The 19,653-nt window shown below is 66.4% G+C and carries 15 protein-coding genes; 7 read left to right on the top strand and 8 right to left on the bottom strand.

The features are described from left to right. Positions 1-47: 47 nt before the first annotated feature. The 4 genes from ACXAJV_RS10250 to ACXAJV_RS10265 all read left to right on the top strand — a co-directional run bounded on the left by ACXAJV_RS10250 (position 48) and on the right by ACXAJV_RS10265 (position 3,859). Positions 48-680, top strand: a complete 633-nt coding sequence (locus ACXAJV_RS10250; RefSeq protein WP_475084965.1) for a hypothetical protein — start codon at positions 48-50, stop codon at positions 678-680. Further along, entirely contained in the window at positions 677-1,951 is a 1,275-nt protein-coding gene (locus ACXAJV_RS10255) for an O-antigen ligase family protein (RefSeq protein WP_475084968.1), read from the top strand. The genes ACXAJV_RS10250 and ACXAJV_RS10255 overlap by 4 nt, the downstream gene beginning before the upstream one ends. Before the next feature lie 364 nt (positions 1,952-2,315). After that, a complete protein-coding gene (locus ACXAJV_RS10260) occupies positions 2,316-2,618 on the top strand; it encodes a helix-turn-helix domain-containing protein (RefSeq protein WP_475084970.1) in 303 nt (100 codons plus the stop codon). Then, positions 2,615-3,859, top strand: coding sequence for a type II toxin-antitoxin system HipA family toxin (locus ACXAJV_RS10265; protein WP_475084971.1), 1,245 nt, complete (start codon positions 2,615-2,617; stop codon positions 3,857-3,859). The genes ACXAJV_RS10260 and ACXAJV_RS10265 overlap by 4 nt, the downstream gene beginning before the upstream one ends. Before the next feature lie 196 nt (positions 3,860-4,055). Here the strand turns inward: ACXAJV_RS10265 and ACXAJV_RS10270 are convergent, their stop codons facing one another. Genes ACXAJV_RS10270 through ACXAJV_RS10285 form a run of 4 tightly spaced genes read right to left on the bottom strand, consistent with a single transcriptional unit; the run spans position 4,056 to position 8,123 of the window. Further along, complete coding sequence (locus ACXAJV_RS10270; RefSeq protein WP_475084974.1) at positions 4,056-4,967, bottom strand: glycosyltransferase family 2 protein; 912 nt, start codon at positions 4,965-4,967, stop codon at positions 4,056-4,058. After that, positions 4,964-5,731, bottom strand: a complete 768-nt coding sequence (locus ACXAJV_RS10275; RefSeq protein WP_475084976.1) for a polysaccharide deacetylase family protein — start codon at positions 5,729-5,731, stop codon at positions 4,964-4,966. Before ACXAJV_RS10275 ends, ACXAJV_RS10270 begins: the two co-directional genes overlap by 4 nt. Further along, a complete protein-coding gene (locus tag ACXAJV_RS10280) occupies positions 5,728-6,669 on the bottom strand; it encodes a glycosyltransferase family 2 protein (protein ID WP_475084979.1) in 942 nt (313 codons plus the stop codon). Before ACXAJV_RS10280 ends, ACXAJV_RS10275 begins: the two co-directional genes overlap by 4 nt. Then, complete coding sequence (locus ACXAJV_RS10285) at positions 6,666-8,123, bottom strand: lipopolysaccharide biosynthesis protein (protein ID WP_475084982.1); 1,458 nt, start codon at positions 8,121-8,123, stop codon at positions 6,666-6,668. The genes ACXAJV_RS10280 and ACXAJV_RS10285 overlap by 4 nt, the downstream gene beginning before the upstream one ends. Positions 8,124-8,261: 138 nt before the next feature. Here ACXAJV_RS10285 and ACXAJV_RS10290 point away from each other — a divergent pair, with 138 nt between their 5' ends. Further along, positions 8,262-9,341: a GNAT family N-acetyltransferase gene (locus ACXAJV_RS10290; protein WP_475084984.1), complete on the top strand. Its 1,080-nt coding sequence runs from the start codon at positions 8,262-8,264 to the stop codon at positions 9,339-9,341. Positions 9,342-9,797: 456 nt separating this feature from the next. On the opposite strand, the gene ACXAJV_RS10295 is transcribed toward ACXAJV_RS10290, so the two are convergent. Continuing rightward, a complete protein-coding gene (locus tag ACXAJV_RS10295; protein ID WP_475084987.1) occupies positions 9,798-11,330 on the bottom strand; it encodes an exopolysaccharide biosynthesis polyprenyl glycosylphosphotransferase in 1,533 nt (510 codons plus the stop codon). Positions 11,331-11,539: 209 nt separating this feature from the next. Here ACXAJV_RS10295 and ACXAJV_RS10300 point away from each other — a divergent pair, with 209 nt between their 5' ends. Both ACXAJV_RS10300 and ACXAJV_RS10305 read left to right on the top strand, forming a co-directional pair. Further along, on the top strand, positions 11,540-13,150 hold the full coding sequence (locus tag ACXAJV_RS10300; RefSeq protein WP_475084990.1) for a SulP family inorganic anion transporter: 1,611 nt from the start codon (positions 11,540-11,542) through the stop codon (positions 13,148-13,150). Positions 13,151-13,412: 262 nt separating this feature from the next. Next, positions 13,413-16,604, top strand: coding sequence for an amidohydrolase family protein (locus ACXAJV_RS10305; RefSeq protein WP_475084993.1), 3,192 nt, complete (start codon positions 13,413-13,415; stop codon positions 16,602-16,604). Between the two features lie 219 nt (positions 16,605-16,823). Here ACXAJV_RS10305 and ACXAJV_RS10310 read toward each other — a convergent pair whose 3' ends face one another. From ACXAJV_RS10310 to ACXAJV_RS10320, 3 genes are all read right to left on the bottom strand, one after another. Beyond that, the gene (locus ACXAJV_RS10310; RefSeq protein ID WP_475084995.1) at positions 16,824-17,450 is read right to left on the bottom strand and encodes a glutathione S-transferase; all 627 of its coding nucleotides are present in this window, start codon (positions 17,448-17,450) and stop codon (positions 16,824-16,826) included. After that, entirely contained in the window at positions 17,447-18,370 is a 924-nt protein-coding gene (trhO, locus tag ACXAJV_RS10315; RefSeq protein WP_475084997.1) for an oxygen-dependent tRNA uridine(34) hydroxylase TrhO, read from the bottom strand. The genes ACXAJV_RS10310 and trhO overlap by 4 nt, the downstream gene beginning before the upstream one ends. Positions 18,371-18,665: 295 nt before the next feature. After that, positions 18,666-19,562 (bottom strand): hypothetical protein, encoded by an 897-nt coding sequence (locus tag ACXAJV_RS10320; protein WP_475084999.1) that lies wholly within the window; start codon positions 19,560-19,562, stop codon positions 18,666-18,668. Positions 19,563-19,653 lie beyond the last annotated feature (91 nt).

Consider the following 19,653-nt stretch of genomic DNA (forward strand, 5'->3'; position numbering starts at 1 on the left):
CCACGCGGCGGGCAATTTGGCGCGACACGAATGATTCCAGGCCCGTCATGAATCTCACCCAGGATCTCTCCACCCTGATCGACCAGCTCGAGCCGATTGCCCGGCCCGGCGGGGAAGGCCGTGTGCTGATGGTGATGGGCGCCAGTCGCGGTGCCGGGGCCTCGACGGTGGCACGCGAGCTGGCCCGCCTGGCCGCCCGGCGCTCGCACCGCGGTGTCTGGCTTTATGATCTCGATTTTGCCGGCAACACCCAGGCCGAGGCGGCCCGGGTGCAGGGACCGGTCTTCGATGCCCGCTTCGGACGCGACCCGTTCTGGCGGATCGACGCCGGCGAGGCCCGGGCCCGGATCGTCGCCCGCGAGTCGGTGGCGCCCAATCTTTTCGTCACCCAGATGCAGGCCCGCCGCGACACGGTGAGACAGGTCCTTCTCGGACCGGCGCCGGATTATTGGAAAGCCGTGCGCCGCTCGGTTGATCTGGCGATCATCGACGCGCCGGGCAACAGCCGCGCGCCGCTCTCGCTGGTCGGCGATCTGGACGGTGTAATCCTGGTGGCCGATGCGCGTCTGTCGCGCACGGATGGCATCATGGCCCGGCGCCAGGCGATCGAGGCCCGCGGCGGCGTGGTCGCCGGCATCATCGTCAACCGTGCGGACGGGCAGGCCCGGAGCGCGGCATGAGCCTGGCGCCGGCCCGCGATATCGCACCGGAACCGGCGCTGATTACAGCCTGGCGCAATGCGCCGGGCTTTTCCTTTTTCCGGGCCCTCGAAGGCTCGGCGACGGTTCTCTGCCTCTATCTCTTTTCGACCGCGCTGATCGGTCCGGTCTTTGCCGATCCGGCCGATCCGGAAAGCTCGGCCATCCTGCGGCTGATCTGGCTGCCGGTCTATGCGCTCACCCTGGCATTGTGCGCCCTGCGGCCCGGCGCCGTGCTGGGCACGCTGGCCAATAATGTCCTGCTTTTGGGCCTGGTCTCCCTGACGGCTGTCTCGGTGATCTGGTCGATCGATCCGGACACCACGCTGCGCCGCTCCTTCGCCCTGATCATGTCGACCCTGTTCGGCTTCTGGATGGCCTCGCGCTGGTCCTGGCGCGAGATGATCCTGCTGATCGCCTCGGCCTTCGGCCTGATTGCCGTGTCGAGCGCCGCGATGGCGATTGCCGTGCCCTCGATCGGTATCGACCATGCCGTCCATGCCGGTGCCTGGAAGGGCGTGTTCTGGGAGAAGAACACGCTGGGCGGCATGATGGCGCTGGGCGCGGTGAGTGCCTATGCGGCACTGCGCGCCGATCCGGACCGCCGCTGGATCTGGGCCGGCATGGCCGTGTTGTGCACGGCGCTGGTCCTGCTTTCGACCTCGAAAACGGCGCTGCTCTCCTGGACGCTGGGCACGGGCGGGGCGATCGGCATCATGGCCTGCCGCCAGGGTTTCGGCTTTGCCACCCTGGTGCTCTTCCTGGGACTGACGGGCGGCATCATGCTGGGCATGATCTTGCTGATCGCGCCGGTGGAATTCCTGGAAATGCTCGGCCGTGACGCCACGCTGACCGGCCGGACCGATATCTGGGCCATCCTGATCGAGGAAGTCTGGCGACGGCCCTGGACCGGTTATGGCTATCGCGCTTTCTGGACGGTGGAGAACGGGCCGGTCTACTGGGTCCGCGCCGGCACGAGCTGGCCTGTGCCGACAGCCCATAACGGCCTCCTGGAAATCGCGCTGGCGCTGGGCATTCCCGGCGCGGTGCTGATGGTGACCGTCTATCTGCGCTCGTTGATCCGCGCCGCCGGCACGATCTTCTCGCAGCGCCCCGAGACCTACTGGGTGCTCGCCCAGTTCGCCATCATGGGTCTGGCCTCGATCTCGGAAAGCAATCTGATGAACCAGAATTCGCTCAGCTGGATCCTGTTCACGGCGGGCGCCGCGAAACTGGCGCAGGGATCGCGGTAGCGGGGCGTTCAAGACGACCTTGTCATCCCGGCCACCCACCTACGCGGGCGCAGGCTTCCGGCCTGCGAAGGCAGGCCGCAGGGCCCGGACCCATAGGCGCCGATTTCAGCCGCAAGCAGGCTCAATGTCCACGATAACTGGATAATCACCGGGGTTATAGGTCCCCGACTTTCACCCCGCCTGCGCGGGGCATCCATCCGGGATGACAGGGATACGCTCAACCGGACCCCGGAATTCGCTCTGCTCCTCCGGGGAAAGTGGGAGGGGGCTCCTCCGGGGGAAGTGAGGCGAGCAGAAACACTCGCCAATCAAATGATATTATGATATCAACTAGCCCGGATTTTTCTCGATAACTGATACGATAATGTCATTTAAACTCTCAACGCCGCAGGAGGTGTCGGCAACGCTCGGGCAGCGGCTTCGGGCGCGGCGGCTTGATGCGGATCTGACGCAGGACGGTCTGGCGGCGCGCAGCGGGGTTCCGGTGGCCACGCTGCGCAAGTTCGAACGCACGGGCGAGATCGCCTTCGTTTCCTTCATCCGGCTCGCCATGGCGCTGGGCGATGAAGCCGCGCTGGACGGGCTTCTGGCCGAACACCAGCGCTATGGGGCCTTGCGCGATGTGCTGGAGCCGCCGCGACGGCCGCAGCGGGGCCGGCGCACGTGAAGATCGCACCGGGAACGCCGCTTGAGGTCACGCTGCAATGGGATGAGCGCACAGCCTTGCCGGTCGGGCAGCTGGCCTATCGCGACGGCCAGGCCTGGCTGGAATATGCGCCGGATTTTCTCGCGTCCGGCCTGCAATTATCGCCGCTGTATCACCAGGCCGGTCCCGGGCTGGAAACCGCCTGGAAACGGGACGTCTTTGAAGGGTTGCACGGCATGTTTGCCGACAGCCTGCCGGACGGGTGGGGGCGGCTTCTGGTCGACCGGCGCGCGCGGCAGCTGGGTTTCGAACCGTCGCAGCTGACACCGCTGGACCGTCTGGCCTGTGTCGGGCGCCGCGGGATCGGCGCGCTGACCTATGCCCCGGCCATGGATGTCTGGGATGGCGCCGAAGGGGCGCTCGATCTCGATCGCCTGGCGGCGGATGCCGCGCGGGTTCTCGCCGGCGAGGCGGGGGCGGTGATTGCCGCGCTCGGCCAGGCCGGCGGTTCACCGGCGGGCGCGCGGCCGAAGGCCCTGATTGCGCTCAATGCGGCAGGCGAGGCCCGGCACGGGTCCGATGCGATCCCCGAAGGATATGACGGCTATCTGGTGAAATTTCCCGGCCGGGACGATCCGGCCGATATCGCGGCCATCGAATACGCCTATGCGCTCATGGCCCGGGCGGCCGGCGTGCACATGCCCGAGGTACGCCTGATCGAAGGCCCGGGCGAGGCCCGCTATTTCGCCACGCGGCGCTTCGACCGGGAGGGCGATGCGCGTCTGCACGTGCATTCGGCCTGTGGTCTTCTGTATTCCGATTTTCGCCTGCCGGCGCTGGATTATCGCGAGCTGATCCGCCTGGCGCGCGCCGTCACCCGTGACCGGCGCGAGGCGATCGCCATGTACCGGCTGGCCGTATTCAATGTGCTGGCGCGCAATCGCGACGATCACGCCAAGCAGTTCAGCTTCCTGATGGATCGCGACGGGCGCTGGCGCCTCGCGCCGGCCTATGACCTAGTGTTCACGGACGGGCCGGGCGGCGAACATTCGACCAGTGTTCTGGGACATGGCCGCGATATCGGCAGAAAGACGCTTGTCCGCCTCGGGGCCGAAGCCGATCTGGATGCGGCCGGCGCGCGTGGCGTGATCGATGAAGTCAGCGCAGCGGTCGCAGACTGGGCGCGGTTTGCGGCGGATGCCGGTGTCTCACGTGCATCGCGCACGCGGATCGCAGACGGGCTGGCGGCCGTGCGGGTCTAGGCGGGCGCTGCGAAACTCGCGCAGGGCTCGCGGTAGCGGTCGCATATCGGGATTTTCCCCTCATCCGCCCTCCGGGCACCTTTTCCCCGGGGAGAAGGGGTTTGAGGTCTCCAAGGCACGCTCCGCCAGAACTCCCTCTCCCTGGGGAGAGGGACGGGGAGCGGGGGAAGCCTCCGCGCTTCAACCAGCCCGGCGCCTACCCCTCAACCTGGCCGTAAAACCGCGGTTCGAAGGCTTCGATCCAGAGGAATTTGCCGGCGCCCTGGACGCAGCGGTCGAGGAATTCGGCGGCGCGGCGGGGCATGGCGAGGCTGGAGAGGCCGGCGAGCGAGCCATAGACCAGCGTCTGGGCGAGGCCCACACCCATCCAGAACACGATGCCCGGCCAGTTCATGCGCTCGCCGCGGCTGCACGACTGGGTCGCACCCTGTCCGAAGGCGAAGGAGCGCGCCAGGAGGTAGCGCCAGCCGGTGCGCGTGACGTCGACGGTTTCGATACCGACAGCCCTGGCTGACCAGGCGAAGCGGGCGCCCTGGCGGGCCAGCAGGGCGAAGAAGACATCATCCTCGCCGCCTGAGGCATTCATGCGCGGATCGAAGGGCCGGTCGGCGATCTCGAACGCATCGCGGTCGATGAGGGAATTGCCGCAGCCGAAGGGCTTGTCCAGGCGGCAGTCCTGGGCCGGGCCGATGCGCGAATAAAGCCGGTGTGCCAGATCGGCGCGGATGCCGGAGACGTCGAGCGCCTCGCCGCGCAGCGGGCCGAACACGACGGTGGCGTCGAGGGTGCGGGCGGTGTCGAGCAGGGCTTCCAGCCAGCCGACCGAGGCGATCTCGTCATCGTCGAGAAAAGCGATATAGCGGCCGGTCGCGGCGGCAAAGCCGGCATTGCGGGCATTGGACACGCCCGGTTGCGGCTCGTGGATATAGACCACCTCGCAGCGTGCGATGGCTTTTGCGGTCGCGGCGACGCGCGCGGCGCTGCCGGCCGGGTCATTGTCGACGATGACCAGCTGGTCGGGCTGGTGCGACTGGGCCAGAACGCTTTCCACGGCATGCCGCAGGCCTTCGGGCCGGCGGAAGGTCGGGATGATGACAGACACACTCATGATTTTCTCCCCATCTGACGCGCGGCTTCGGCCATGGTCATGACCTGGGCGCCGGACGCCTCAACCGCCTCGCACACCCGTTCGAACTGGGCCGGGGTGCAGCCCCACTGCGTCGGCGCGTCCTGGATGTCGTGGGCGTAGTAGATCAGCCAGCCGGGATGATCCGGCAGCGTGCCGGCGGCTTCGATGGCGCGGGCAATCCCGGCCTCGCCGCCGTCCAGCGGCACCGAGGCGAGCAGGCCACGATCCACCATGCCGCGATTGATACCGGCGCGAATGCCGCGCAGCGTGGTGAAACGGTCGCCAAGCGCCAGTTTGGCAGCCGGCGTGGCCTCGCCATAGGCGAAGGCAAAGGATGTGATCTCGGCTTCGTGTCCCATTGCCGCCAGGGCGCGGGCATTGCGCTCGACATCGGCGACGAGCGCGCTGCCGGAAACGGCAGAGGCGTCGAGATGGCCATAGGTATGGCAGGCAATCTCGTGACCGTCAGCGGTTAGCCGGGCGAGATCGCCGGCATCGAACATGGCGCCGTGATGGGTCTCGCCACCGGCATAGCCGGCCGAGGCATAATAAGTGCCGCGCCAGCCGTGACGCTCCAGCACGGCCGCGCCGGTCGTGGCGGCCGATTTGGGGAAATCGTCGAAAGTGAAAGTGACGATGGCGTGGTCGAGATCGATCTGCATCGGCTGGCGGGCCGCAAAGCGGACCCAGCGGCGGTTCAGGGCGGCACCGAGGCCGGAGCCGGGCGTGTAGGGGGCGTTCATGACAGGGCCTCCGCGGTCCAGCTGGCGCGCCACAGTTTCAGCGCCGTGGTGCGCAGCTTCATCGGCAAGACAGGGCTGCGGCTGATCATCGACCAGATGCCGCGCAGGGCCGCCTGACCGGGAATGCGGGCCAGGGCGCGTGCGGCACGGGCGCCGGGCAGTCCGGCCAGTTCGGGATGCCGGTCGAGCAGGCGGCGGTAATTGACCGCGCCGGCCCGGAATTTCGCCAGCAGGGCCGCCGGCGATTGCAGGCCGCCATGCCAGGCCGGATTGTCGACATGCACCAGGGTGAATTCGCGCGCCGCCATGACCGCCCAGTCGACATCCTCGAACCCCCAGCCGGTGAAGCCGGTATCGAAGGGCACGGCGCGCATCACATCGGCGCGCACCAGTATGTTGGATGAGCAGAAGGCGGTGGGGCCGGTGGCATTGCGTTCCTCGGCACCATGCTCCTCGCTGGCGCGGGTGAGGGCGGCGTGCAGTTCCAGTTCGCGGTCGGACGGCCAGTCGGTGGCGTGACCGCCATAGGCGGCGTCGAACCCGCCGCGGGCGGCCAGGGTGCGATAGGTCTGCAGGAAGCCGGGCCCGCCGGGCCGCATGTCGGCGTCCAGAAAGACCAGCCAGTCGCCGCGGGCCTGTTCTGCCAGCAGGTTGCGGCCTTGTGAGCGGCCGCGATTGCGGGTCGAGGTCAAAAGGCGCGCCGGGGTTTCCAGGCTGGCGAGCAGCAGACAAAGCGCGGCATTGAGCTCGCGATCGGGCTCGCCGTCATCATAGAGCACGATCTCGACATCGCCGGCTGCCTGGCCTTCCAGTGCACGCACCAGCCCGCCCGGATTATCACCATAGAAGGGCACCAGTACGGACATGGAAATCCGTTCGGCGGCCTGGCTGGCCGCATTGGCATATTCGCGCAGGGACGTGTCGGCCATCACGGTCATGTCGTTGCCTCCGCCGGCTTGATCAGCGCGCGGGCATCGCGCAGCCATTGCCGGCATCCGGCAATATCGAACACATAAGCTGAAATCACGTAAACGATTGCGCCTGTTAGGGCTTTTGCCGCCAGCGTCTGCCAGGCCTCGGGCAGTCCGGGCACGGCCAGCACGGCGGCCGCCATGATCGCGGTGGCGCTGCCGGCCTTGATCCATTCGGCCCAGGGCAGGGGCAGGGCGAAATGCTTGCGCCCCGTCACCACACACACCACCAGCGCCAGCGCATAGACCAGCACCGTCGCCAGCGCGGCGCCGGTCAGGCCGAAAGCGGGGATGAAGACGAGGTTGAGGCCCAGATTGAGGATCGCCGACGCGCTCATGATCGCCGCCATCACGCCGGTACGGCGGGTGAGGGTAAAGGCCTCGTGGAAATAATAGGTCATCATGCCGTTCATCAGACCCGACAGGGCGATCCAGGGCAGGATGCGGGCGGCGTCTTCGCGCAGGGCTTCGCCGACCAGCACGCCGGTGAGCGGTTCAGCGACCAGGGCGAGCCCGGCGGCTGCCGGGAAGGCGATCAGGCCCATCAGTCCGGCCGCTTGCCCCGCGACCGCCTGGGCAGCGGCCTTGCCGTCCTGTTCCAGGGCGCGGATCGTCATCGGCCACACGGCGGCGCCGAACCAGATGAAGATGATGTCCAGCAGCCGGTCGGCGAGCCCGTAGCCGGCGGCATACATGCCCACCGCGCCCTGGCCGAGAAAGCCGGCGATCAGGAAACGGTCGCCCACCGAGAGCAGGTGTTCGAAGATCAGCGAGAGTGTCACCGGCAGGCCGTAGGCGGCATAGGCCGCGACACGCACGTTCTGGCGCTTGCCGCCGCGGGCGCGGTTCAGCATCACCGGCAGGTCGAAGACCAGCATCACGCCGGCCGCCACGGCCAGCCCGATGAAAATGCCGGCGGCACCGAGATCCGTCGTCAGGATCAGGCCGACACCGGTCATGAATCCGAGCATGAGATAGCTCGCTTCCAGGGCGGAGAAGCGGCGCACATCGCCCTGGGCGCGATGGGTCTCCAGGCCGATCTGCATCGCGGCGCGCAGAAGGAGCGCGACGACGGCGAAGCTGAGTGCCGTTTTGAGCCGTCCGTCCAGCGGCAGGATCTGGACCAGGCCGATCAGCGCCGTGCCGGCGACCAGCGCGATCAGGGCATAGACCGCATAGGCCGTCATCAGGTGTTCGCGCATCCGGCCGCGGCGTTCCGCGCGCGCATGAAAACGCGCGGCAGCGGCTTCCAGCCAGGTGAAAATCAGGATGTGGGTCAAGGACATGGCGGCCAGCGCCAGGGCGTAGCTGCCATAGTCTTCCGGCGCCATCAGCCGCGTGAAGACGGCAACGCTGCCAAAGCCCACAAGACCCTGTGCGGCCTGTACCGGCAGATAACCCAGAAGATACCGTCCAAGCATGAAACGCTCCGCTCGCCCTGAAGGCGAACCATGCAAGCGCGATGCCGCGCAGGAGGCGACCGGGATCAGGAATCTTCATGTCCTGATAAGGGGTTCGACCTAATGTTGCAGCGGGGACAATGATGCAGGCTCATCATCATGGATGTGGCACTGAAAAAACCCAGTGATCTTGCCGCCGACGAGCGCGAGGCCTGGGCCGAATTCGTTGCAAATGACGCGGCGCTGGCCAGCCCGTATTTCGCGCTCGACTTTGCCGAATGCTGCGAGGAAGTGCGGGCCGATACACGCGTGGTCACGGTGCGCGAGAACGGCGTGCCGGTGGGCTTCCTGCCGCTGCACACGGGCAAGTTCGGGTTTGCGCGGCCGCTGGCCGGACCGCTGGGCGATGTGCATGGCGTGATCGGCGAGCCGGGCCGCCCGGTCGACCTGATGGCCTGGCTGAAGGGCGCGGGCGTCCCGATCTTCCTGTTCCACAGCGCGCTTGCCAGCCAGCCGGCCTTCCGGCCGCACGCGCTGGGCTATGATGGCGGCTGGATCATCGATCTTTCGGACGGGTTCGACGCCTGGTACGAGAACCGGCGCTCGATCAATTCCAAGGTGGTGCGCAATATCCGCGCCCGCTTCCGCCGTCTGGAAGAAGCCGCGGGCGGTCATCGCTTCACCATGCACGACACGCGACCTGAAGCCATGGCGCAGATGCTGGCCTGGAAACGGGCGCAGTATTGCGAGACCGGCGTATTCGACGTGTTCTCGGTCGGCTGGACCCGCAGATTGCTCGAGGCCGTGCTGCGCCGGCGCAGCGATACGTTCCGGGGCGTCTGCTCCAGTCTGGAAATCGACGGCAAGTTCGCCGCCGTCCATGTCGGCATGGCGAGCGACCGGTTGGTGCAGTACTGGTTCCCCGCCTATGATCGCGACCTCGGCGCGATCAGCCCCGGCACGGTGTTGATGGTGGAAAGCGCGCGTCAGGCGGCCCAGGCCGGGCTTGTGGGCGTTGATCTCGGTCCGGGCCAGTTCACGTTCAAGAAGGAATTGGGCAGCTACCAGGTCGGGCTGGCTGGCGGTTATTGTGCGCCGGCGGGCTGGGCAGGCGCGGCCCGCAAGGTGGTGCTGGACACGTCCGACTGGGCCCATCCGGAACGCACCGGCCAGGTCGCGCGCATTACCGGCAAGGCCATGCGCAAGCTCAACCGGCTGACGGGTTTTTACGGGGTGTGACGCCTCTTTTCGATAGCGTTTCCCCGGGTTGAACAACAAGCCCTGGCAAGTCGGGCAAGATTGTCCATCTCCCCGTGCCGTCATCCTGACGAAAGTCAGGACCCAGATCGCGCAGCGGAATCCTGGCTTTTTGAAGCGGGTGCGCGGCCCGGCAGGCAAGTCCCACAAACGCATGTTCGCGACCGCCCAGCCTTGTGAACTGGGCCCTGACTTTCGTCAGGGTGACGGAGACGGTTGTGGCGTTTAGCCCCCAACGCCTCCTGCACGCTCGACAGTATTTTCCCCCGGTCTTGTGCCGGGGCCTGGCATCTGGCGACGGGCTTGCTCCGGGTTTTCAGCGTTTCAAGGCAATCTCAACCGGGCCCCGGAATTCGCTTCGCTCCTCCGGGAAAAGCGGAGAGCTGGCGTCTCCGGGGGAAATGGGAGAGGAGCCCCTCCGGGGAAAGCGGCGCTGCGCTACCTGATATTCACCTTGTCGCCCAGGAGCGCCGGCAGGGTGCGCAGCATGATCCACAAATCGAACCAGAAGTTCGCGCGGGCGATGTATTCCACGTCGAGGCGGATACGCTCGCGGGCGGCTTCGGGGGAATGCAGCGGGCCGCGCGAGCCATTGATCTGGGCCCAGCCGGTAATACCCGGCTTGACGCGGTGACGGTGGGCGTATTCGGCTACCAGTTTGGAGGTCTGCGTGCCGCCGGTGCGCATGTTGGGCGCGTGCGGCCGCGGACCGACCAGCGACATCGAGCCGGCGACGACATTCCACAGCTGTGGCAGTTCGTCGAGCGAGGTCTTGCGCAGGAAACCGCCGATCCGGGTGACGCGCGGGTCGTCGAACTCGACCTGGCGCACGGGGCCGTCCTGGCTGCGGGGATCGTGACGCATGGTGCGGAATTTCAGCACTTCGATCGGACGGCCATTGAAGCCTTCGCGGATCTGGCGGAACAGGACCGGGCCGGGGCTGTCCAGCTTCACCGCGAGCGCGATCAGCGCCATCACGGGCAGGGCGAGCACCGACAGGACGAGGCTGAAGGCCAGGTCGGTGACACGCTTGACCACGAGATGGCCGAGGCGTTCCTCGACACCATTCATACGCGCCGCCTGCACGCCGACGATATCGTCCAGCGTCGTTTCGGCGGGGTCAAAACTGTCCAGGTCCAGCAGCAGGCAGACCGGGTGCGGCAGGGTGCGCAGCTTGCCGAGCAGCATCTGCACGCGCTGTTCCGCCTTGGGCGGCACGCTCAGGATGATGCGATCGACCTCATGCAGCAGCGGCCAGGAAAACAGGTCGTCGGTCGAGCCGAGATAGGGCGCGCCGGCAAGGGCGGCCGGGCTGCGCGACTTGCGGTCGTCGAACACGCCGACGACATTCACCGTGCCGGATCCGGCATTGGCGGCGATCAGCTTGCGGGCTTTCGGCGTGGCCCCGACCAGCACGACATTGCGCGCCAGACGGCCGGCGCGCGCCCAATGGCTGATGAAACCGGCATAGATGACATGCAGAACGGTCAGTGCGCCCGCGCCGGTCATGGCGAACAGGGCAACCATCTCGGTGGCGCGCGGCGCGGTGAGAAGGGCAAGCGCGGTGATGGCTGTTCCGGCCAGGCCTGTCGCGATGAAGGCAAGGGCGATGCGGTAAAGGCCGATCTCGCGCGGTTCGATCCGGTAGATGCCGCTGAGCATCAGAAGCGCCGGGGCCAGAACGGCAAAGGCAACGACCGGCAGGAGTTCGCCGGCGGCGACTTCGGTCACGCGTCCGCCGGACAGGACATAGGCGCCCACTGCAGCGATGATGACGGTAACGAAAATGTCGAGGGATTGCAGGATATGGCTCAGCGCCTTGCGGTTCACGCGGTGCTGCGGCGCGCGGGCCTGGGCTTTCAGCTGGGCACGGGTCAGCGACGCCATGTCGGCGATGGCGGGCCGGATCGGCTCGGAGGTATCATTGGCAGGGCCGGTGCCGGACGGCTTGGCAACGCTCGAATAATCCACGTCTAATCCCCTTGGTTCCGGATCAGGTTGCGCAGATCGAGACAAATATTTCGTTGAAAATCGTAGTTAATGCGACCTTGACGTTCATTTTTCATGCTGGATGCGTTCAGAGGGTGGCCATCTGCTGCGTTGCAGCATAAGAGGCGGCATCGCGACATCCTGCCGCGGGACCTGCATAATGCCGGTTTCGCCGAACAACGGACCCAGCCATGATCCGCACCTCTCTTGCCGCCTTCACGGAACGTCTCGCCGCGTCTGTCGGTGACCGGGGCACCTTGCCGCCGCTGAACCCGACGCGCATCCGGATCGAGCTGCTGGCCGGCCTGACTGTCGCTCTGGCCCTGGTGCCGGAAGCGGTGGCCTTTGCCTTCGTGGCCGGTGTGCCGCCGCTGGCCGGGCTCTATGCCGCCTTCATCGTTGGTCTGATCACGGCCCTGTTCGGTGGCCGCAGGGGCATGATTTCCGGCGCCACCGGCGCGCTGGCGGTGGTGATGGTGCATCTCGTGGCCGAACACGGGATCGAATACCTGTTTGCGACTGTCGTGCTGATGGGCGTCATCCAGATCACGGCCGGCGTGCTGAAGCTGGGCAAGTTCATCCGAATGGTGCCGCACCCGGTCATGCTGGGCTTCGTCAACGGCCTGGCTATCGTGATCTTCCTGGCCCAGCTGGAACAGTTCAAGACGGTCAATGAGGCCGGCGAGCATGTCTGGATGACGGGCTGGCCGCTGATCCTGACGCTGGGCCTGGTGGCCCTGACCATGGCGCTGATCTGGGCGGTGCCCAAGGTCACCAAGGTGGTTCCGGCACCGCTGGTGGCGATTGCTGTGGTCGCAGCTCTGGTGATCGGTTTCGGTCTGCCGGTGCCGCGCGTCGGCGATCTCGCCTCGATCGAGGGCGGTCTGCCGCAATTCCACATCCCCATGGTGCCGCTGAGCCTGGAGACGCTGCAGATCATCCTGCCCTACGCCTTCATCCTGTCCGCGATCGGCCTGATCGAGAGCCTCCTGACGCTCAACCTGGTCGGCGAGATCACCGGCCGGCGCGGCGGCGCATCCCAGGAATGCGTCGCCCAGGGCGTGGCCAATCTGGTGACCGGCTTCTTCGGCGGCATGGGCGGCTGCGCCATGATCGGCCAGTCGATGATCAATGTGAAATCCGGCGGCCGGCTGCGCCTGGCCGGCGTCGCCGCCGCGCTTTTCCTCCTGGCCTTCATCCTCGTCGGCTCCAGCCTGATCGAGCAGATCCCGCTGGCCGCCCTGGTGGGCGTGATGTTCATGGTGGTGATCGGCACCTTTGCCTGGCAGAGCCTGAGCATCCTGACCCGTATCCCGCGCTCGGACGCCTTCGTCATCATCCTGGTCACCGGCGTGACGGTCTATGCCGACCTCGCCGTGGCGGTGATCGTCGGCGTCATCGTGTCGGCCCTGGTCTATGCCTGGAAGGCTGCTTCGCACATCCACGCGCGCCAGGTTGCCGGCGAAGACGGCCAGATGGTCTACCAGGTGGAAGGCCCGCTCTTCTTCGGCTCGACAGCCAGCTTCATGGAATTGTTCGACATCGACAACGATCCGGACCGCGTGGTCGTCGACTTCGCCGACAGCCGGGTGGTCGACCAGTCGGCCCTGCAGGCGCTGGAAGACCTGGCGGCGAAGTACGAGGCCGCCGGCAAACAGCTGGAATTGCGCCATCTCAGCCGCGACTGCCACCGTCTCCTCTCCCGCGCCGGCCAGCTGATGGTCGACAGCGACGACGACCCGGCCTACGGGCTGGCCGTCGACTACAAGGTAAAGCTGGGCCGGCTCGGCGGTTCGCACTGAGGGGAAGTGGGCCGATGCGGAGCATCGGGTCGAAGGGGCCGGCGCGGAGCGCCGGGAGGCGGTGGAGCTTGTTTCAGACATAACACCGCTGGCGCGGCGCCCCTCCGTCTCGCCGCTTAGCGGCGATCCACCTCCCCATGGGATGGGGAGGAAAGGCGCTCAGCAAAAATCCCCCATCCCCAACCTCACAGAACGGTAAGTTTGTCGCCACCTTGGGGGCGACCTATGCTCCGCTGCGAAAACACATAATGGGGAGGGGTATATGACCCGATTTATCGCAGTACTGGCTGCATCGACCATTCTGGCGAGCGCGCCGGGCCTGGCTTTCCAGGAGAGCGACGACGCGGAATGGGATGTTGCCAATCCGCCGCTGCCGACACGCTCGATTCCCATCGAGGTGACCGAGGGCAGCTGGATGTCGCTGGATGTCAGCCCGGACGGGCAGACCATCGCCTTCGACATGCTGGGCGATATCTACACCATGCCGGTCACCGGCGGTGTCGCGACGAATATTTCCTCCGGCCTGCCCTGGGAATACCAGCCGCGCTTTTCGCCGGATGGCAGCCGGATCGCCTTCACCTCGGACCGTGGCGGCGGCGACAATATCTGGATCATGAATACGGACGGGTCCGATGCCCGCCAGCTGACGGATGAGAGCTTCCGCCTCCTGAACAATCCGACCTGGCATCCGTCGGGCCGCTATATCGCGGCGCGCAAGCACTTCACCACCCAGCGTTCGGCCGGCACGGGCGAGATCTGGATGTATCACGTGCTGGGCGGAAACGGCGTGCAGCTGGTCGAGCGTCCCAACGAGAATTTCCAGAAGGAGCTGGGCGAGCCGATCTTCTCGCCGGACGGCCGCTACGTTTACTACACGCAGAATGTGACCTCGGGTAACACCTTCATCTACGCCCAGGATTCCAACACCGAACTGTTCAATATCCGCCGCTACGATCTGGAGACCGGCGAGATCGACACGATTGTCGAGGGCGCCGGCGGTGCCGTGCGTCCGGCACCGTCGCCGGATGGCCGCTACATGGCCTTCATCCGCCGCGACCGCATCCAGTCCGGCCTCTATATCAAGGACCTGCACTCGGGCGAGGAACGCCGTCTGGTCGAGACCGTCGATCAGGACATGCAGGAAACCTGGGGCGTGACCGGCATGTATCCGAACATGGACTGGATGCCGGACAGCAGCGCCATCGTATACTGGGCCGACGGCACCTTCCACTCGGTGGATGTGGCGTCCGGCGCGGTGACGGACATTGCCTTTGAAGTCTCCGACACGCGCGATGTGATCGATCCGCCGCGGCCGCAGGTCGAGGTGGCGCCCGACACTTTCACCACGCGCATGCCGCGCTTTGCCACGGCCTCGCCGGATGGCAGCCAGATCGTGTTCGAGAGCCTGGGTGTCTTGTGGGTCCGCGATGCGGCCGGCGGTGAACCGCGCCGCCTGACCCGCGCCGAGCCGGGCGAGCGCCGCGAGATCACGCCGACCTGGTCGCCGGACGGGCGCACCATCGCCTTCGTCGCCTGGGACGATCAGGCGCTCGGTTCGATCCGCACCGTGTCCGCCCGCGGCGGTCGCGAGCGCACGGTGACGCCGGAACCGGGGCATTACGCCAATCCGCGCTTCTCGCCGGACGGTTCGACCCTGGTGTTCGAAAAGGACAGCGGCGGGTATCTGACGGCGCCGGAATGGTCGGAAACGACGGGTATCTACCGTGTGCCGGCTGGTGGCGGCGAGATGACGGAAGTGACCGATGGCGGTTCGCTGCCGCACTTCGGCGCCTCGAACGACCGCATCTACTTCACCCGTGGCGGCGATGGCGCCAGCCTCGTCTCGGTCGATCTCAACGGTCATGAGGAACGCACCCATATCACCGGCGAGATGATCACCGAATACCAGGTCGCCCCCGATGGCGCCCATGTCGCCTTCCGCCAGAATTACGATGTGTTCGTGATGCCGCTGCCGCCGGGACCGCAATCGGTGTCGGGCGGATCGAACGGTTCGGCCCTGCCGACGGTGGAAGTGTCGGGCAATGGCGCGACCTATTTCCACTGGAGCGAGGGCGGCACGCATCTCAACTGGTCGATGGGACCGGAATTCTTCTCCGTGCCGCTGGCGGATTTCCGTCCGGATCCGGCACGCGAGACCGAATACACGCCGCCGGAAAGCGGTGTCAGCCTGGCCATGACGGCCACGGCCGACCGCCCGTCGGGTGTGACGGCGATAACAGGCGCCCGTATCATCACCATGGCCGGCGAGGATGGCGGCGTCATTGAAGCCGGCAATATCATCATCGAGGGCAACCGGATTGTCGCTGTCGGTGCCGATGTCGAGGTGCCGGAAGGGGCCCGCGTGGTGAATGCCAACGGCATGACCGTGACGCCGGGCTTCATCGATGCCCACGCCCACGGGCCGCAGGGCACGGGCGATCTTGTGCCGGAGCAGAACTGGTCGGCCATCGCGCACCTGGCGCTGGGCGTGACCACGATCCACGACCCGTCCAGCCGGGCGAGCCATATCTTCACCGCCTCGGAATACCAGCGCGCCGGCAGCTATCTGGCCCCGCGCATCTATTCCACCGGCGAGATCGTCTACGGGGCCCGCGCGCCGTCGGTCTATGCTGAGATCAACTCGATCGGGGATGCGCGCGAGCATGTCTTCCGCCTGGCATCCCAGGGCGCCCACTCGATCAAGAACTACAACCAGCCGCGGCGCGACCAGCGTCAGCAGGTTGTGGCCGCCTCGATAGAGGCGGGCCTGGAAGTGGTCGCCGAGGGCGGCTCCAACTACCACATGGACATGGCCATGGTGGCGGACGGCAATACCTCGATCGAACACAATCTGCCGCTCTCGATGATCTATGAAGACGTGCTGCAGATGTATTCCCAGACCGAGGTCGCCTACACGCCGACGCTGACGGTGACCTATGGCGGTCTGGCCGGCGATCCCTACTGGCGCCAGGCGATGAATGTCTGGGAGCACCCGATCCTGTCGCGGCATGCGCCGCCGCGTCAGCTGCAGGCCTCCTCGGTGCGCCGCACGACGGCGCCGGAAGAGGATTTCGTCGATGACGACAATGCCCGCACGGCCCACATGCTGTTCGAGCGAGGCGTCGATGTGTCGATCGGTGCCCATGGCCAGCAGGAAGGCCTGGCGGCTCACTGGGAGATGTGGTCCTTCGTGCGCGGCGGCTTCAGCCCGCTCGAGGCTCTGATGACGGCGACGGTGATGCCGGCGCGCCATCTCGGCTTCGACAATGATCTCGGCACGATCGAGGAGGGCAAGCTGGCCGACCTCGTCTTCCTGCGGGCAAACCCGCTGGAGGATATCGGTAATACCGACGAGATCGAATACGTGATGCTCAATGGCCGTCTCTACGAGGCGGAGACGATGAACGAGCGGGTCACGGGCGATCGCGAACGCCAGCCCTATTTCTGGGAATAGTCGGCGGCACAAGCCGCAATAAAAAGCCCCGGGAGCATGTGCTCCCGGGGCTTTTCAATCGCCATGGCCTGCGGCGGGGGGTAGGGCGCAGATAGGGTGCGCCGGTACGATCCGGAAGGATCGATACGAATTATTTCGTTTCGATGACAGTGATTCGCCACCCCTTTCAGGTGTTTTTGGGCGGCATGTTGCGCGGAATCCGCAATTCGATTTTTCCGGTCAGCCCGTCGGATCGTCCGGAGACCAGAGCGGATGCTTGACCATCACGGCGGCAAAGCGCGGCGAGGCGAGGTGATCGTCGAGCCAGCGCGACACGCCGGACAGGCCCAGCCCGTCAAAGGCCTCGCGGTCGGTATGGGCGAACTGGCGCACGAAGGGGAAGATCGCGGCATCGGCCAGCGACATCCGCGCACCGAACAGCTGCCCGCCATCTGACAGTCTATCGTCCAGCTCTGCCAGAAAGGCGCTGGCGGCCGCGAAATGCTCGGCCGGGTCGGTGTCGTGGCGGGTGGCGTATTTGTAGCGGTCGAGATGGTGTTTGAAGTCGCCATCGCAGCGCGCGATCAGCGGCGCCATCGCCTTGCCGGGGGCGAGCCAGTCGTCCGGGTCATTCTGCGCCAGTGCCCAGTGCGCGACATCGAGGCTTTCCTCCAGCACGCGCCCGTCCGGCAGGACGAGCACCGGCACGGTGCCCTTCGGCGAGGCGTCCAGCATGGCATGCGGCTTGTCGCGCAGCAGGATTTCGCGATGCTCGACGGTGAGACCGGCCGCGTGCAGCGCCAGCCGCGCCCGCATCGCATAGGGGCAGCGGCGGAAGGAGTAGAGGATGGGCGCGCCGGCGCTCATTCCGGGTCCCTACCGCGCCCGACATGGCGCTCGCCGCGGGTCTCGGCCATCTGCTCCTGGCGGTGGCGCTCGGCATAACGGGCCTGCTGCTCCTGCGAGCGTGCGTCATGACAGTGCGGACAGCTGACGCCATCGACATAGAGCGGCGATTTCAGGTCTTCCGGCGCCAGCGGCTCGCGGCAGCCATGGCAGGTGTCGTGCGTGCCCGGCGCAAGACCGTGACCGACGGCGATGCGGCGGTCGAAGACGAAACACTCGCCCTGCCAGAGGCTGTCGGCGGGGTCGACGGTCTCGAGATATTTCAGAATGCCGCCCTTGAGGTGGAAGACCTCGTCAATGCCCTGGGCTTTCACAAAGGCGGTGGCCTTCTCGCAGCGGATGCCGCCCGTGCAATACATGGCGATACGGGTATTGGGGCGCTCGGCCCGGAACTGACGGAACCAGTCGGGAAAGTCGCGGAAACTGGCGGTGTGAGGGTTCACGGCACCGTCGAACTGGCCGATCCGCACCTCGTAATCATTGCGGGTATCGATGGTGACGACATCGGGCGCGCGGATGAGATCATTCCACTCTTCCGGCTCGACATAGGTGCCCACACCGTCTACCGGATCAATATCCGGAACGCCCATGGTGACGATCTCGCGCTTCAGGCGCACCTTGAGACGCAGGAAGGGTTGTTCGTCGGCCCAGCTTTCCTTGTGTTCGAGACCGGCGCAGCCCGGCAGCGCGCGCAGCCCGTCCAGCACGGTGCGCAAACCGGCTTCCGGCCCGGCAATCGTGCCATTGATGCCTTCACGCGCCAGCAGCAGCGTACCGGTGACATGGTTTTCGGCGCACAGGGTTTTCAGGCGGGCCTGCAGCGCAGGACCAGCGTCCAGCGGGACGAATTTGTAGAGGGCAGCGATCAGGTAGCGGGACATGGCGTTTCGGTATCCGGGGTTCGCCCGCTCTATACCAGCTGACACGCCTGCGCGTCAGCGGCGGGGCTGCACAAGGTTGAACCGGAGGCATCGATGAGACCTGCCGTTGCGGGGCAGAAGGCGGGGAAGGGGGGCGTGCGGCGCCCAGGTGCGGCGAATAATCGAGCGGGCCCGTATGGAAGCATGAACGAAAAGGCCCGGCAGTCACTCTGCCGGGCCTTTTGTTTGAAACGCGATCTGCTGCGCCACCGTGTCGGTGGGGCGTGATCTGAATTACGCTATGCTGCGATCCTGATCACGGCAGAGTGTTGATCATGTCCTTGGCGGCAGCGACAGCGCTGACCAGGGCGCCGGCATCACCCTCGAGCGTTTCCGGACGCAGAGCGGTGGGGAATGCGGCGTTGAGCTGGTCGACAAGGCCGGCAAAAGCGCCCGCCAGCGCCGGATTGGCGGCGGCAATCACATCGATATGGCTTGCCGCGTAGCGGTCGGCGGCGCGGGCAAAGCCATAGCCGTCCAGATACGCTTCGCCTGCCGAGGCATCGCTGGATGCGACACGGTATTGCAGCGCACCGCGCTCGAGCAGGTCGGCCAGGACGCGGGCATGGACCTCGGCTTGGGACGCGTCGCTGTCCGGCGCGAATTCGGCGGCAGCGTCGATGGCAACCAGTACGTCATTGACGCGGGCGACAACCTCGTCTTCGCCGGCGCCGGAATAGGGGGCCACCGAAGCGTCGGTCATCGTGTCGCCGAACAGCGGCGCGCCGAGCGTTTCCAGCACGGGTTCGAAGTCGATATAGATCTCGTTGATCGGGTGGGCGAACATTTCCGCGCCTGCCGTGCGGTCGCCGGCCCGGTAGGCGTCGATACCGGCCAGGTAGTGGGCCCGCATGACTTCCAGCGCGATCATGTAGACGACGGGATCGCTTTCCGCCGCCACGGGGTCGATACCAAACTCGCCGCCGCCGGAACCGCCTTCACCTTCGCCTTCACCTTCCGACCAGCCGCCGGCCGGAGCGGCCGGTTCGGCTGCATGGTCAGCGGTAGCGGCGGTGTCGTGCTGTTCGGCCTGGCTCTGCGGCACTTCGTCCGCTGGCGTGTCGCTGACCGGCTCGCTACACCCGGCCAGACCGCCCAGCAGGGCGGCCGTGCCGACCGTGGTCCAGATTCGCGTACGGCGCTTGATACCCATAAGCATTCCCCTTGCCTTGTTGTCGGGACGTCTTGCCCGACCCTGATAGACCGCCTAAACCCATTTCCGGCAAATGACAATTAGTCGCAGG

Source organism: Maricaulis sp. ABE4_448 (genome assembly GCF_056160825.1).

What these genes read in the sequence shown, in the direction of transcription:
- ACXAJV_RS10280 (WP_475084979.1), bottom strand. Translation starts at nt 6,669, where the DNA reads ATGACCGTGATGGCCGACACGTCCCTGCGCGAATATGCCAATGCGGCC.
- ACXAJV_RS10300 (WP_475084990.1), top strand. Translation starts at nt 11,540, where the DNA reads ATGATCCGCACCTCTCTTGCCGCCTTCACGGAACGTCTCGCCGCGTCT.
- ACXAJV_RS10260 (WP_475084970.1), top strand. Translation starts at nt 2,316, where the DNA reads ATGTCATTTAAACTCTCAACGCCGCAGGAGGTGTCGGCAACGCTCGGG.
- ACXAJV_RS10290 (WP_475084984.1), top strand. Translation starts at nt 8,262, where the DNA reads ATGGATGTGGCACTGAAAAAACCCAGTGATCTTGCCGCCGACGAGCGC.
- ACXAJV_RS10285 (WP_475084982.1), bottom strand. Translation starts at nt 8,123, where the DNA reads ATGCTTGGACGGTATCTTCTGGGTTATCTGCCGGTACAGGCCGCACAG.
- ACXAJV_RS10270 (WP_475084974.1), bottom strand. Translation starts at nt 4,967, where the DNA reads ATGAGTGTGTCTGTCATCATCCCGACCTTCCGCCGGCCCGAAGGCCTG.
- trhO (WP_475084997.1), bottom strand. Translation starts at nt 18,370, where the DNA reads ATGTCCCGCTACCTGATCGCTGCCCTCTACAAATTCGTCCCGCTGGAC.
- ACXAJV_RS10275 (WP_475084976.1), bottom strand. Translation starts at nt 5,731, where the DNA reads ATGAACGCCCCCTACACGCCCGGCTCCGGCCTCGGTGCCGCCCTGAAC.
- ACXAJV_RS10320 (WP_475084999.1), bottom strand. Translation starts at nt 19,562, where the DNA reads ATGGGTATCAAGCGCCGTACGCGAATCTGGACCACGGTCGGCACGGCC.
- ACXAJV_RS10305 (WP_475084993.1), top strand. Translation starts at nt 13,413, where the DNA reads ATGACCCGATTTATCGCAGTACTGGCTGCATCGACCATTCTGGCGAGC.
- ACXAJV_RS10310 (WP_475084995.1), bottom strand. Translation starts at nt 17,450, where the DNA reads ATGAGCGCCGGCGCGCCCATCCTCTACTCCTTCCGCCGCTGCCCCTAT.
- ACXAJV_RS10250 (WP_475084965.1), top strand. Translation starts at nt 48, where the DNA reads ATGAATCTCACCCAGGATCTCTCCACCCTGATCGACCAGCTCGAGCCG.
- ACXAJV_RS10255 (WP_475084968.1), top strand. Translation starts at nt 677, where the DNA reads ATGAGCCTGGCGCCGGCCCGCGATATCGCACCGGAACCGGCGCTGATT.